The organism is Burkholderia sp. MSh2, assembly GCF_000731655.1.
GTDB classification, from domain to species: Bacteria; Pseudomonadota; Gammaproteobacteria; order Burkholderiales; family Burkholderiaceae; genus Burkholderia; species Burkholderia paludis.
This window is the reverse complement of record NZ_JPGM01000011.1, coordinates 63623-77296: the sequence shown is the minus strand read 5'-3', so window position 1 is coordinate 77296 and position 13674 is coordinate 63623. Positions and strand designations below refer to the sequence as shown.

At 65.3% G+C, this 13674-nt stretch carries 12 protein-coding genes; 5 read left to right on the top strand and 7 right to left on the bottom strand.

Features of this window, described 5'->3' with window-relative positions; all coding sequences use genetic code 11:
• Nucleotides 1-33: 33 nt before the first annotated feature.
• From GQ57_RS08460 to GQ57_RS08450, 3 genes are all read right to left on the bottom strand, one after another.
• A complete protein-coding gene (locus tag GQ57_RS08460) occupies nucleotides 34-1344 on the bottom strand; it encodes a replication-associated recombination protein A (RefSeq protein ID WP_034197629.1) in 1311 nt (436 codons plus the stop codon).
• Nucleotides 1345-1543: 199 nt separating this feature from the next.
• Nucleotides 1544-2233: an outer membrane lipoprotein chaperone LolA gene (gene lolA / locus GQ57_RS08455; RefSeq protein ID WP_031402906.1), complete on the bottom strand. Its 690-nt coding sequence runs from the start codon at nucleotides 2231-2233 to the stop codon at nucleotides 1544-1546.
• 46 nt (nucleotides 2234-2279) lie between these two features.
• Nucleotides 2280-4589, bottom strand: coding sequence for a DNA translocase FtsK (locus GQ57_RS08450; RefSeq protein ID WP_031402907.1), 2310 nt, complete (start codon nucleotides 4587-4589; stop codon nucleotides 2280-2282).
• A 367-nt stretch (nucleotides 4590-4956) separates the two neighbouring features.
• Between GQ57_RS08450 and trxB the strand changes: the two genes are divergently transcribed.
• From trxB to GQ57_RS43300, 5 genes are all read left to right on the top strand, one after another.
• On the top strand, nucleotides 4957-5919 hold the full coding sequence (gene trxB / locus GQ57_RS08445; RefSeq protein WP_034197628.1) for a thioredoxin-disulfide reductase: 963 nt from the start codon (nucleotides 4957-4959) through the stop codon (nucleotides 5917-5919).
• Between the two features lie 136 nt (nucleotides 5920-6055).
• Entirely contained in the window at nucleotides 6056-6835 is a 780-nt protein-coding gene (locus GQ57_RS08440; RefSeq protein ID WP_031403209.1) for a Smr/MutS family protein, read from the top strand.
• A complete protein-coding gene (locus GQ57_RS08435) occupies nucleotides 6822-7445 on the top strand; it encodes a trimeric intracellular cation channel family protein (protein WP_031403210.1) in 624 nt (207 codons plus the stop codon). Before GQ57_RS08440 ends, GQ57_RS08435 begins: the two co-directional genes overlap by 14 nt.
• Before the next feature lie 192 nt (nucleotides 7446-7637).
• Nucleotides 7638-8000: a hypothetical protein gene (locus GQ57_RS41475; protein WP_152603221.1), complete on the top strand. Its 363-nt coding sequence runs from the start codon at nucleotides 7638-7640 to the stop codon at nucleotides 7998-8000.
• Between the two features lie 45 nt (nucleotides 8001-8045).
• Nucleotides 8046-8657 carry a hypothetical protein gene (locus GQ57_RS43300; RefSeq protein WP_174923249.1) on the top strand — a complete coding sequence of 204 codons (612 nt, stop codon included), beginning with the start codon at nucleotides 8046-8048 and terminating at the stop codon, nucleotides 8655-8657.
• A gap of 251 nt (nucleotides 8658-8908) precedes the next feature.
• Here GQ57_RS43300 and GQ57_RS08430 read toward each other — a convergent pair whose 3' ends face one another.
• From GQ57_RS08430 to GQ57_RS08415, 4 genes are all read right to left on the bottom strand, one after another.
• On the bottom strand, nucleotides 8909-10027 hold the full coding sequence (locus GQ57_RS08430; protein WP_031403211.1) for an ABC transporter ATP-binding protein: 1119 nt from the start codon (nucleotides 10025-10027) through the stop codon (nucleotides 8909-8911).
• Nucleotides 10028-10137: 110 nt separating this feature from the next.
• A complete protein-coding gene (locus tag GQ57_RS08425) occupies nucleotides 10138-10995 on the bottom strand; it encodes a carbohydrate ABC transporter permease (protein WP_031403212.1) in 858 nt (285 codons plus the stop codon).
• A complete protein-coding gene (locus GQ57_RS08420; protein ID WP_031403213.1) occupies nucleotides 10985-11923 on the bottom strand; it encodes a carbohydrate ABC transporter permease in 939 nt (312 codons plus the stop codon). Before GQ57_RS08420 ends, GQ57_RS08425 begins: the two co-directional genes overlap by 11 nt.
• 138 nt (nucleotides 11924-12061) lie before the next feature.
• Complete coding sequence (locus tag GQ57_RS08415; protein ID WP_031403214.1) at nucleotides 12062-13309, bottom strand: ABC transporter substrate-binding protein; 1248 nt, start codon at nucleotides 13307-13309, stop codon at nucleotides 12062-12064.
• Nucleotides 13310-13674 lie beyond the last annotated feature (365 nt).

The following is a 13674-nucleotide window of genomic DNA, read 5'->3' as shown; positions in this document are numbered from 1 at the left end:
GCGGCGCCGGCCGAACCGGGCCGCGCCTCGCGGTCAGTCCTTCTTGCCGGCCTCGCGGTCGAGCTCGCGCAGCCACGCGAGCTTGTCGGCGATCTTCGATTCGAGCCCGCGCGGCACCGGCTGGTACCAGCGCGGCTCGCGCATTCCGTCCGGCAGGTACGTCTCGCCGGCCGCATATGCATTCGGCTCGTCGTGCGCGTATCGGTACGCGTGGCCGTAGCCCAGCTCCTTCATCAGCTTGGTCGGCGCGTTGCGCAGGTGCACCGGCACCTCGCGCGACTTGTCCTGCTTCACGAACGCCATCGCCTGGTTGAACGCGTTGTAGCCTGCGTTGCTCTTGGCCGCGCACGCGAGATAGATCACCGCCTGCCCGAGCGCGAGCTCGCCTTCCGGCGAGCCGAGCCGCTCGTAGGTTTCGGCCGCGTCGTTCGCCACCTGCAGCGCGCGCGAATCGGCAAGGCCGATGTCCTCCCACGCCATCCGCACGATCCGCCGCGCGAGATACTTCGGATCCGCGCCGCCGTCGATCATCCGGCAGAACCAGTACAGCGCGCCGTCCGGGCTCGAGCCGCGCACCGACTTGTGCAGCGCTGAAATCTGGTCGTAGAAGTTGTCGCCGCCCTTGTCGAAGCGCCGCGCGTTGAGCGTCATCGCGCTGCTGACGAATTCCGCATCGATCGTCGCGACGCCGGCAGACGCCGCCGCCGTCTGCGCCTGTTCGAGCAGGTTCAGGAAGCGCCGTGCGTCGCCGTCCGCGTAGCCGACCAGCGTATCGACCGCCTTGTCGTCGAACGCCAGGCCGTCGAGCGCGATTGCCTGCGCGCGCTTCAGCAACTGGCGCATCTCGTCGTCGTCCAGCGACTTCAGCACGTAGACCTGCGCACGCGACAGCAACGCCGAGTTGACCTCGAAGCTCGGGTTCTCGGTGGTCGCACCGATGAAGGTGACGAGCCCGGACTCGACGAACGGCAGCAACGCATCCTGCTGCCCCTTGTTGAAGCGGTGGATCTCGTCGACGAACAGGATCGTGTGGCGGCCGGTGCGGTTCAGCGTCTCCTTCGCCTGCTCCATCGACTCGCGGATGTCCTTCACCCCGCCGAGCACCGCCGACAGCGCGATGAACTCGCAGTCGAACGCAAGCGCGGTGAGCCGCGCGAGCGTCGTCTTGCCGACGCCGGGCGGCCCCCACAGGATCATCGAATGCGGCTTGCCCGATTCGAACGCAAGCCGCAGCGGCTTGCCTTCGCCCAGCAAATGCGTCTGGCCGATCACCTCGGCGAGCGTCTTCGGCCGCAGCGCCTCGGCGAGCGGCCGGCGCGGCTCGACTTGAAACAGGTCGGACATGAACCCTCGCTCCACATCAAACGGTAGCGGCCGAACGCGGCCGCCTGACCCGACATTATGACAGCCGGGCGACAGCGCCGCCGCGCATGGCGGCCACGGAGCCGGCGCCCGGTGCCCGCGCCTGGTGCCCGCGCCCCAAAACAACACGGGCCTGCCGTCGCCGGCAGGCCCGTTGCGGAAGAACGGCGCGCGGCGCCGGTCAGCCGGTGATCACGTCCGCACCCTTCGGCACGACGAACTTGAAGGTATCGCCCTTCAGCGGCGGATTCGTCTGGATGTTCGTGAACGTCAGCAGCGTGACGTTGCCGAACACGTCGTGCAGCTCCATCGCGGCGAGCGTGCCGTTCCGGAAGCCGATGCCGATCCGCTGGAACTGCGTGTCCTGCGCCTTCGGCAACATCTCGAGCCACTCGATGCCACCCTTCTCGCCGGCGTCGCGCAGCGTGTAGTTCTTGTCGAGATCGTTGCTGCCGAACAGGATCGCGGCAGGGCTCGCGCCCAGTGCGCCGTTCAGCTTGCGCTCGGTGACCTGGTTCAGGTCGCGGTCGTACACGTAGAGCTTGTCGCCGTCGGCCTGCAGCACCTGCTGGTACGGCTTCTGGTACGTCCAGATGAACTTGCCCGGACGCGAGAACACGAACGTGCCGCTCGAGTTGTCGGAGGGCTTCGGCATCGCCTGCACGGCGCTCGCGCCCTTCGCCGGCGCCTTGACGATCTGCTGCGTGAAGTCGCCCTTCGCCGAACGCACCTGCGACACGAAGGCCTTCAGTTGCTCGGTGCCGCCCGCGAACGCGTGCGTCGCCGCGAGCATCAGCGATGCGCCGGCAAGCGCCGCGCCGAGCCAGCGCCGCGTCGAACGAAGAGACAGTGCGAACGAATGTTGCTGCATATTGCGGTTTTCTCCCTGGGTGGCCGGCGCGGCGAACGCCGCGGACTCATTCCGCGTCGCGCGCCGGCACAAGAATTTCGCGGTTGCCGCTCGACGACATCGCCGACACGAGCCCCGATTGCTCCATCTGCTCGAGCAGCCGCGCCGCGCGGTTGTAGCCGATCCGCAAATGGCGCTGCACGAGCGAGATCGACGCGCGGCGGTTCTTGATGACGATCTCGACCGCCTGGTCGTACAGCGGATCAGACTCGTCGCCGCCTTCGCCGGTTCCCGCACCGGCCGAGCCCTCGTCGCCGTCGGCGGTGCCGCCTTCGAGCAGGCCCTCGACGTAGTTCGGCTCGCCGTGCTCCTTGAGCTTGTCGACGACGCGGTGCACTTCGTCGTCGGCGACGTACGCGCCGTGCACGCGCACGGGCAGCCCGGTGCCGGGCGCCAGGTACAGCATGTCGCCCATCCCGAGCAGCGATTCGGCGCCCATCTGGTCGAGAATCGTGCGCGAGTCGATCTTCGACGACACCTGGAACGCGATCCGGGTAGGCACGTTCGCCTTGATCAGGCCGGTGATCACGTCGACGGACGGACGCTGCGTCGCGAGGATCAGGTGGATGCCGGCCGCGCGCGCCTTCTGCGCGATCCGCGCGATCAACTCCTCGACCTTCTTGCCGACGACCATCATCAGGTCGGCCAGCTCGTCGATCACGACCACGATGTTCGGCAGGCGGCCGAGCGGCTCGGGATCTTCCGGCGTCAGGCTGAACGGGTTCGGAATCTTCTCCTCGCGCTTCGCCGCCTCGTCGATCTTGTTGTTGTAGCCCGCGAGGTTGCGCACGCCGAGCTTGCTCATCAGCTTGTAGCGGCGCTCCATCTCCGCGACCGTCCAGTTCAGCGCGTGGCCGGCCTGGCGCATGTCGGTGACGACCGGGCACAGCAGGTGCGGAATGCCTTCGTAGACGCTCATCTCGAGCATCTTGGGATCGATCAGGATCAGGCGCACCTGCTCGGCGGTCGCCTTGTACAGCAGCGACAGGATCATCGCGTTGATCCCGACCGACTTGCCCGAACCGGTCGTGCCGGCAACCAGCAGGTGCGGCATCTTGGCGAGATCCGCGCACACGGGCTTGCCGCCGATGTCCTTGCCGAGGCTCAGCGTCAGCGCCGACGAAGCGGCCGCGTACACCTCGGAACCGATGATCTCGGACAGGTGCACCGTCTGGCGGCGCTGGTTCGGCAGCTCGAGCGCCATGTAGTTCTTGCCGGGGATCGTCTCGACGACGCGGATCGACACGAGCGACAGCGAGCGCGCCAGATCCTTCGCGAGATTGACGATCTGGCTGCCCTTCACGCCGGTGGCCGGCTCGATCTCGTAACGCGTGACGACCGGGCCCGGATACGCGGCGACGACGCTCGCCTCGACGCCGAAGTCCTTCAGCTTCTTCTCGATCAGGCGCGACGTGAATTCGAGCGTGTCGGCGGAAATCGCCTCCTGCGCCTTCGGCGCGGGATCGAGCAGCGACACCGGCGGCAGCGTCGAGTCGCCCGGCAGGTCGGTGAACAGCGGGACCTGGCGCTCGCGCTCGACGCGCTCGGACTTCGCCGGCGTGACGACCGGCGGCACGATCGTCACGGGCTCGTGATCCTCGATGCGCACGCGCTCCTCCTCGACCTTGCCTTCGCGGCGCACGGCCGCGGCCTCGCCGAGCTTGCGGTCGCGCTCGGCCTCGCGGCGCAGCTTCGCGACGTTGACGGCGGACAGGATCGCGCCGCCGACGCGCTCGGCGACCGACAGCCACGAGAAGCGGAAATACAGCGACAGGCCGATCGCGAGCGCGATCAGCAGCAGCAGCGTGCCGCCCGTGAAACCGAACGCATGCGACATCGCGGCGGCAACGGCCTCGCCGACGACGCCGCCCGGCGCCCGCGGCAACTGCACCTTCAGCGACCACATGCGCAGCGCCTCGATGCCGTCGCACGCCAGCACGACGAGCACGAACGAGAAAATCTCGGTGAGCCAGCCGATCGGCCGCTCGGGTTCGTCCGCGACCGCTTCGTGGCGCGTGATGCGGCGGTAGTTGACCGCGATGCGCCGCGCGAGCGGCACGATCAGCCAGTACGCCGACAACCCGAACAGCAGCAGGATGATGTCGGCCGTCCAGGCGCCGACGCGGCCGGCCCAGTTCGAAATGTGGTCCACCTGGGCGGCGTGCGTCCAGCTCGGATCGCGCCGGCTGTAGCTCAGCAGGGCCATCACCAGAAATGCGCAGAGCGCGACCTGGAGAATCCAGCGGATCTCCGTGAGGAGCTTCGACATCCGGTGCGGCAACGCCTGTGCCTGGGCGGAATAAGGAGCTTTTGCCATGAATCCGTATAAAGAGGACGGGCCGTGCGCCCGCCTGTCGTTCGATCGCGCTTATTGTAAACGCTGCACCGGGGCCCCAAGTGTAAATGACGGTTACATGACGGGGCCGGGATACGGCCGCCGCCTCGAACCCGCGCCGGACCGGCCGTTTCGCGCCGGTCCGGCCGGGTGCCGGGCGGCGTCGCCCCGCCGCCCCGAACCGGCGCCGCGCGACACTATCGCCGCGATTGAAACTCTCGTTCGGCAATGCAGCAATGGGGCCTTTATAATGCGCGTCTGATACCCATCTATGACGGCATCCCGGTCAACCCGGATCGTACGGCGAGCCCTACCCTGCCCGCCACGGCCGCCTTTTACGGATTCGCACATGTCCACGCCCAAACACGCCAAAGTCCTGATTCTCGGTTCCGGCCCCGCCGGCTACACGGCTGCCGTCTACGCGGCACGTGCCAACCTGTCCCCGGTTCTGATCACCGGCATCGCACAGGGCGGCCAGCTGATGACCACGACCGACGTCGAAAACTGGCCGGCCGACGCGAAAGGCGTGCAGGGTCCGGAGCTGATGGCGCGCTTCCTCGAGCACGCCGAGCGCTTCAACACCGAAATCGTCTTCGATCACATCCATACCGCGAAGCTGCACGAGCAGCCGATCCGCCTGATCGGCGACTCGGGCGAATACACGTGCGACTCGCTGATCATCGCGACGGGCGCGTCCGCGCAGTATCTCGGCCTGCCGTCCGAGGAAGCGTTCATGGGCAAGGGCGTGTCGGCCTGCGCGACCTGCGACGGCTTCTTCTATCGCGGCCAGGAAGTCGCGGTGATCGGCGGCGGCAACACGGCCGTCGAGGAAGCGCTCTACCTGACGGGCATCGCGAAGAAGGTCACGGTGATCCACCGCCGCGACAAGTTCCGCGCGGAGCCGATCCTGATCGACCGCCTGCTGGAGAAGGAAAAGGAAGGCGCCGTCGTGATCAAGTGGGATCACGTGCTCGACGAGGTGACGGGCGAGGATTCGGGCGTCACGGGCCTGCGCATCAAGAACGTGAAGACCGGCGCGACGGAAGACCTCGCCGTACAGGGCGTGTTCGTCGCGATCGGCCACAAGCCGAACACCGACCTGTTCCAGGGTCAGCTCGAAATGAAGGACGGCTACATCCTGACGAAGAGCGGCCTGCACGGCAACGCGACGTCGACGAGCGTCGCGGGCGTGTTCGCCGCGGGCGACGTGCAGGACAACGTGTACCGCCAGGCGATCACGAGCGCCGGCACGGGCTGCATGGCCGCGCTCGACGCGCAGCGCTACCTCGAAAGCCTGCACGACAAGAAGTAAGCCGCGAAACCGCTCGCGCCGGGCGCTACAATGGCGTCCGCTGCCGCGAAGCGAGCTCGACCGGAAAGCCGCTGCCGCCGTGCAGCGGCTTTTTTTTGCCCGCGCGCCCGAACGCGCCTGTCCTGCGTACCGAATCATGGCGAAGAACCAGCCCCATCCGAGCGATCCCGCGAAGCGACAGATCGCCGCCCGTCCCGCGAACCCCGCGCCGGCCGCCCCGCCGCCCGCGCCCGATCCGGCCGCGCTGCGCGGCCAGGGCCTCGCCGGCCTCGGCGCGCTGCGCGCGAACCTGAAAGGCGAAGCCGAGCGCCGCGAACGCACGCGCGTCGAAACCGCGAAGGCCGAGCGCAAGGCCGAGGCCGACGCGAACCTGTTCCGCAACGAGATCGGCACGATCCAGCCGCTCAATGCACCGCCGCGCGCGGCGGCCGGCCGCACGCCGCCCGACCCGGTGCCGAAACAGACGCAGCGCGACGAGGAAGCCGTGCTGAACGCGACGCTGTCCGACGAATTCGATCCCGAGACGCTGCTCGACAGCGACGACTCGCTGTACTACCACCGCCCCGGCATCAGCCGCGACGTCGTGCGCAAGCTGCGCAGCGGCGCGTGGATCGTGCAGGCGCAGATCGACCTGCACGGGATGCGACGCGACGAGGCGCGCGACGCGCTCGCCGAGTTCATCCGCGAAGCCGGCAAGAAAGGGCTGCGCTGCCTGCGCGTGATCCACGGCAAGGGGCTCGGCTCGATCGGCAAGGAGCCCGTGCTGAAAGGCAAGGTGCGCGCGTGGCTCGTACAGAAGGAAGAAGTGATCGCGTTCTGCGAGGCGCGCGGCAACGACGGCGGCGCGGGCGCGGTGCTGGTGCTGCTGCAGCCGTTCGCGACGCCCGCCGACCGGGGGCCGCGTGCCGCATCCTAGGCTGACGCTCGCGATCGCGATACTGGAGGCGATCGCCACGCTGGCCTTTGCGATCTCGGGTTTCATCGAGGCGCGCAAGAACCGTCTCGATTCGGTCGGCACGTTCGTCGTGGCGCTCGCCACCGCGTTCGGCGGCGGCACGCTGCGCGACATCCTGTTGGAGCGCCGGCCGTTCTACTGGGTCGTCCACGACGACTACGTGATCGCGATCTTCGTGCTCGCGCTGTTCGCGCCGTTCGTGCTCCGCATGCTGTCGCGGCTGTCGGCCGAGCGGCTGCTGCTCGTCGCCGATGCAATCGGGCTCGGGATCTTCAGCATTTCGGGCACGGCGATCGCGCTCGACGCCGAGATGCCGCGCTTCATCGCGGTGATGATGGGCGTGATCACCGGTGTGGTCGGCGGGATCATCCGCGACGTGCTGTGCAACGACATCCCGCTGATCCTGCGCGATTCGCGGCCGTACGCGACCTGCGCGTTCGCCGGCTGCTGGTTCTACCTGCTGCTCGTGTGGCTGCAGTTCGATTCCGTGTACAGCGTGCTGCTCGCGACCGGCTTCATCCTCGTCGCGCGGCTCGCGACGTTCAAGTTCGACGTGCGGCTGCCGCACTGAGCGGCTCGATCCACCGCGGCGCCCCACCTCGGCAGTCCACCGCTTAACTTCGCTCAAGGCGAATCCCCAATGCGGTGTCGAGAACATTATGCCGTTTCGCTCCTTCGAACATATCAACAGCCCTCACGATGTCGCCGCTCACAGATCAAATGCAATGCGACGACTCCAGGCGGAAATCTCAAAATAAACCGGTTGCAAACATCCGTCGATTACGCAACACTGCGAAAGCAGTTAGTAATAAACGTTTATCGGTTAGTTATCCGAATAAATTTGAAGGAGAAATATCGGATGAGGGCATTGAGCATCAGGGAACTGGATCTCGTTTCTGGCGCCACTTGGGCAGGTGATATCGCCATGAGTGCGGCAACCGGCTGGGCAGGTGCTGTCGCAGGATTTGGCATCGGCGGCGTGATCGGCGGCCCCGTAGGCGGCATGGTCGGCGGCGCGATCGGTTTTGGAATGGGAGTGGCTGCGAGTGCAGGTTTCTCTGCAAGCGGCGGTACATTCGGACGTGAACCAGCTGGCACGGACTACTCGGGCTGCAACTACCATTAAAATGGCAGACGCTTCACGACACTAAAATACCCGGAAGGAAACTTCGTGAGCATTCAGTTTTCCGTTGACCCCTTAATATTCGAGAGTCAATATCAAGAAAAGAAGCCCCTCCTTATGAGGGGTGCAGCTTCGACCGCGAATTTCTCCTGGAGAGATGCAAACGAAATTCTTGCAAGAAGCGATGCCTCCTCGAAGGATTTCAAAATTTCATATTTCAGCCATTTCTCAAGGTCACAACCATTCGACCTCGTTCCGCTCGACACTCCCGAGAATATTCACTTACACCCGAAAATGGCGATGAAAACAATCCCATTCCTATTCATCCTTCGACTGATTGTTCCAGAGCTGAAATCCACTTCCGAAAATGAAATTCACTCCGTTATCGATAGCGCAAAACTAACCTCGAAAGATCACACAAAGAAACGCTACCGGCAATGCTTCGTTGCGTCCATGTTTGTTCCATTCCTTGTGCTGTTCCCCATCTTCTTTTCACTCAACCTGTTCTCAGCAGGACATAGAATGCTGTTCGTACCGATTCTAACCGCTGTCTCGGTCTACCTGAGCTTACTCATGCTCTCCGTTCTAGGCTCCGTTATATTTGCCCCCGAGGTTCGTAGGGAACTGAAATCCAACCGTCGCTTTCGTCAGGTCGATTGACGTCGTTTCATCAACTCGTGACGCTATTTTTTGCCCAGTGACCGAGGAGCTCGCGAAACTCTCTCATCACGCCGGTGGAAGGTACAAGGTGGGAAACGAGATGTTTTTTCGCACTTTTGAAGATTCGGAGCGCGTTCGCCGACGCCCGGAAGTTGCGCGTATCGGCGGTGAGTACCGGCATCGCCCGCCGAAAACGCAAAGGGCCGTCAGAAATATGACGGCCCTTTGCGTTCTCGGCGCGACGTGCGACGTCACGCGATCCGCTCTTCCGACGCCGGATCGAACAGCACGGCCTTCGACACGTCGAACAGCAGCGACTGCGTCTGCCCCGGCTGCGGGTTCGCGGCCGGATGCACGCGGCTCACGATCCGCTTGCCGTTCACCTGGGCGAACACGTGCGTGTCCGGCCCGGTCGGCTCGGTCACGTCGACGCGCACGTCGACCGGCTGCAGGTTCGACGTCTCGCCATGATGCGCGTTGCGCGCGTCGGTGATGCGCTCCGGGCGCAGGCCGAGGATCACCTCGCGGCCGACGTGGCCGTTCATCCGCTTCACGTCGAACGGCAGCTTCAGCGCGCTGCGCGCGAGGCCCGTGTCGATCTCGAGCGCGATCCCGCTGCCCTGCTCGACCAGCTTGCCGTTGATGAAGTTCATCGGCGGCGCGCCGATGAAGCCCGCGACGAACAGGTTCGACGGCGAATCGTAGATCTCCTGCGGCGCGCCGAACTGCTGGACCACGCCGTCCTTCATCACCGCGATCCGGTCGCCGAGCGTCATCGCCTCGATCTGGTCGTGCGTCACGTAGACGATCGTCGTGCCGAGACGCTGATGCAGCAGCTTGATTTCCGCGCGCATCTCGATACGCAGCTTCGCGTCGAGGTTCGACAGCGGCTCGTCGAACAGGAACAGCGACGGATCGCGCGCGAGCGCGCGGCCCATCGCGACCCGCTGGCGCTGGCCGCCGGACAGCTGGCCCGGCTTGCGGTCGAGCAGGTGCTGGATCTGCAGCATCTGCGACACGCGGTCGACGATCTGCTGCTGCTCGCTCTTCGGCACCTTGCGGATGTTCAGGCCGAACGAGATGTTCTCGCGCACCGTCATCGACGGATACAGCGCATACGACTGGAACACCATCGCGATGTCGCGATCCTTCGGCGACAGGTCGTTGACGACCTTGCCGTCGATGCAGATCTCGCCGCTCGTGACCGTTTCGAGCCCGGCGATCATGTTGAGCAGCGTCGATTTCCCGCAGCCCGACCCGCCGACCAGGATCAGGAACTGTCCGTCCTCGATCTCGATGTCGACACCCTTCAGGACCGGCACCCCGTTCGGGTAGGTCTTGTACACGTCACGGATGGAAAGGCTTGCCATGCTGTGAATCCTCTGTCTCGTCTCGCGCGGCGCTGCTGCGCCGCGTCGGGTTCGTTTCGATGCGCCGCGCGCGATGCGCGGCCGGTTCGTCGTATCGGATGAAACCGCGCTTACCCCTTCACCGCGCCCGCCGTCAGCCCGCGCACGAAGTAGCGGCCGGCGACGATGTAGACGAGCAGCGTCGGCAGCGCGGCGATGATCGCGCCGGCCATGTCGACGTTGTACTCCTTCACGCCCGTCGACGTGTTGACGAGGTTGTTCAGCGCAACCGTGATCGGCATCGAATCGACGCCGGAGAACACGATCCCGAACAGGAAGTCGTTCCAGATCTGCGTGAACTGCCAGATCAGGCACACCATGAAGATCGGCAGCGACACCGGCAGCAGGATCTTCGTGAAGATCGTGAAGAAGCCCGCGCCGTCGATGCGCGCGGCCTTCACGAGTTCGGCCGGCACGCTCACGTAGAAGTTGCGGAAGAACATCGTCGTGAACGCGATCCCGTACACGACGTGCACGAACACGAGGCCCGGAATCGTGTTGGCGAGGCCGAGCATCCCCTGCAGGCGCGCCATCGGCAGCAGGATCACCTGGAACGGGATGAAGCAGCCGACCAGCATCATCGTGAACAGCGCGTCCGCGCCGCGAAAGCGCCAGTGCGTGAGCACGTAGCCGTTGAACGCGCCGATCAGCGACGAGATCAGCACGGCCGGAATCACCATCTCCAGCGAGTTCAGGAAGAACGGCTTCATGCCGTCGCAGCGCACGCCGGTGCACGCGCCGCTCCACGCCTTCACCCACGGGTCGATGGTCCAGGTGGTGGGCGGCGTCAGCAGGTTGCCGGTGCGCAGCTGGTCGAGATCCTTGAACGACGTCGACAGCATCACGTAGATCGGGAACAGGAAATACAGCGCGAACAGGATCAGTGCCGCATAGATCACTGCCCGGCTGATCGTCATCTTAGGCTGCATTGCGGGTGCTCCTCGATTCCATATACATCAGCGGCACCAGCACCGCGACGACGGTCGCGAGCATCATCACCGAGGACGCCGCGCCGAGCCCGAGCTGGCCGCGGTTGAACGAAAACGTGTACATGAACATGGCCGGCAGCGACGACGAGGTGCCGGGGCCGCCCGCCGTCAGCGCGACGACGAGGTCGAAGGTCTTGATCGTGATGTGGCAGAGGATCAGCAGCACCGAGAAGAACACCGGGCGCATGCTCGGGATCACGATCTTGCGGTAGATGGTCGGCAGCGTCGCGCCGTCGACCTGCGCGGCCTTGAAGATCTCGGCGTCGACGCCGCGCAGCCCGGCGAGGAACAGCGCCATCACGAAGCCGGTCGACTGCCACACGGCCGCGATCACCACGCAGAAGATCGCCTTGTCCGGATCGTCGAGCCAGCCGAACGAGAAGCTCGTCCACCCCCAGTCGTGCATCACCTTCTCGAGGCCGAGGCCCGGGTTCAGGATCCACTGCCACGCGGTGCCCGTGACGATGAACGACAGCGCCATCGGGTACAGGAAGATCGCGCGCAGCGCGCCTTCGTTGCGGATCCGCTGGTCGAGCAGGATCGCGAGGAACAGCCCGAGCGCGACGCAGACCACGATGAACGGAATCCCGAACCACGCGAGGTTCGCGGCGGAGGTCCACCACACGTCGTTCTGGAACAGGTCCGTGTAACGGCCGAAGCCGTCGAATTCGTAGTTCGGCAACAGTCGCGAATTGGTCAGCGACAGATAGCCGGTAATCAGGATGAAGCCGTAGATGAACACCACGGCGATCGCGACGCTCGGCGCAAGCACGAGCTTCGGGATCCAGCGATCGGCGAAGGCCGACATCGGCGACGTACGCCGTGCGGCGGCAGCGCCGGATCCGTTTCCGCTAAGAGGGGCAGCCACTTGATTCGACTCCTGGAACGAGGGCGACGCAGGCCGGGCCGGCGCCAGGTACGGCACGGGCCCGCGGGCGAGCCCGTTTGCTGCACTTGCAAAAACGCCCGGCCGAGTTCGCGTTTCCGGCCGGGCGCCTGTCGCGCGTTACTTGACCTTCGCGGCCTTCGCGAGCGCGGCGACCGCGCTCTTCGAATCCTGCTGCGAGTTCATGAACTTCGTCACGACGTCGGTGATCGCGCCGGCGGTCGCATCGCTCTGCGCCATCCCGTGCGCGAGCGACGGCACGAAGCCGCCCGACTTGATCGCGGTCTGCTCGTCGGCATACGACTTCTTCGCGCAATCGTCGAACTTGTCCATCTTCACGCCGAGGCGAACCGGCACCGAACCCTTCAGCAGGCTGAACTGCTCCTGGAAGTCCGGCGTCATGATCGTCTTCGCGAGCGCGAGCTGGCCCGGCGTCGCGGCCTTCTCGCCCTTCTGCTGGAAGAACACGAACGAATCGACGTTGAACGTGTACGAGTTCGCCGTACCCGGCACCGGCGCGCAGATGTAGTCCTTGCCCGACTTCTTGCCCGCGTTCTCGAACTCGCCCTTCGCCCAGTCGCCCATGAACTGCATGCCGGCCTTGCCGTTGATCACCATCGCGGTCGCCAGGTTCCAGTCGCGGCCGTTGCGGCCGGTATCGAAGTAACCCTGGATCTTGCGCACCGTATCGAACACGGACAGCATCTGCGGCGACGTCAGCGTCGCCTGGTCGAGGTCGACCAGCGCCTTCCGGTAGAACGCCGGGCCTTGCGACAGCACGACGTCTTCCCACAGCGTCAGGTCCTGCCACGGCTGGCCGCCCATCGCGACCGGCTGGATGCCCGCGGCCTTCAGCTTGTCGGCCACCGCGAAGAATTCGGGCCAGGTGGTCGGCACCTTCGCGCCGACCTTGTCGAGCGCGGCCTTGTTGATGTACAGCCAGTTCACGCGGTGCACCGAGAACGGCGCCGCGACGGTGTGGCCCTTGTACTTGATGATCTTGTCGATTTCCGGCGGCAGGTTCTGCTTCCAGTCGCCGGCAGCGGAATCGACGTTGACGAGCACGCCCTGGTCGGCCCAGTCCTGGATCAGCGGGCCCTTGATCTGCGCGGCCGACGGTGCGTCGCCGCTGATCACCTTGGTCTTCAGCGCGGTCATTGCCGCTGCGCCCGCGCCGCCCGCGACCGCGAAGTCCTTCCACACGTAGCCCTGCTTCTGCAGGTCGTCCTTCAGCACGCCGACGGCCTTCGACTCGCCGCCCGAGGTCCACCAGTGCAGCACCGTTACGTTCTCGGCTGCCTGCGCCGCCACGGCGCCAGCCATCAGACCTGCCGCGCAGAGCGCACCCATGATCGAGCGAACTTTCATTACTTATCTCCTCCAGACTGAATCAACTCGTGAGGTTCCCTGACCGGGAACCGGCTTCTTGATAACGACGGGGAAATCGAGCCGCGGGACGCATGCAGCGTACGGGCCGATGACCGGCCGGGCTCTTACAGAAAGCGTGAATCGAGATTCAACGGCGTGTCTCCTCTTTGTGTTTCTGGCCCGCCGCGATGATGCGGCGCGAGCCCGGGGCCGACGGCGCGCCGACGATGCGCGCCATCAATGTCCGATAACATTCGGCACAAGGCGCTCCCAAGGCGAAGCTCGCGCAGCTCATCGACCGCACTTCTTTTTTTCTTCACCCAAGTGCTACCCCTTGCGGCGGATTGTAGTTAAACTACAATTCA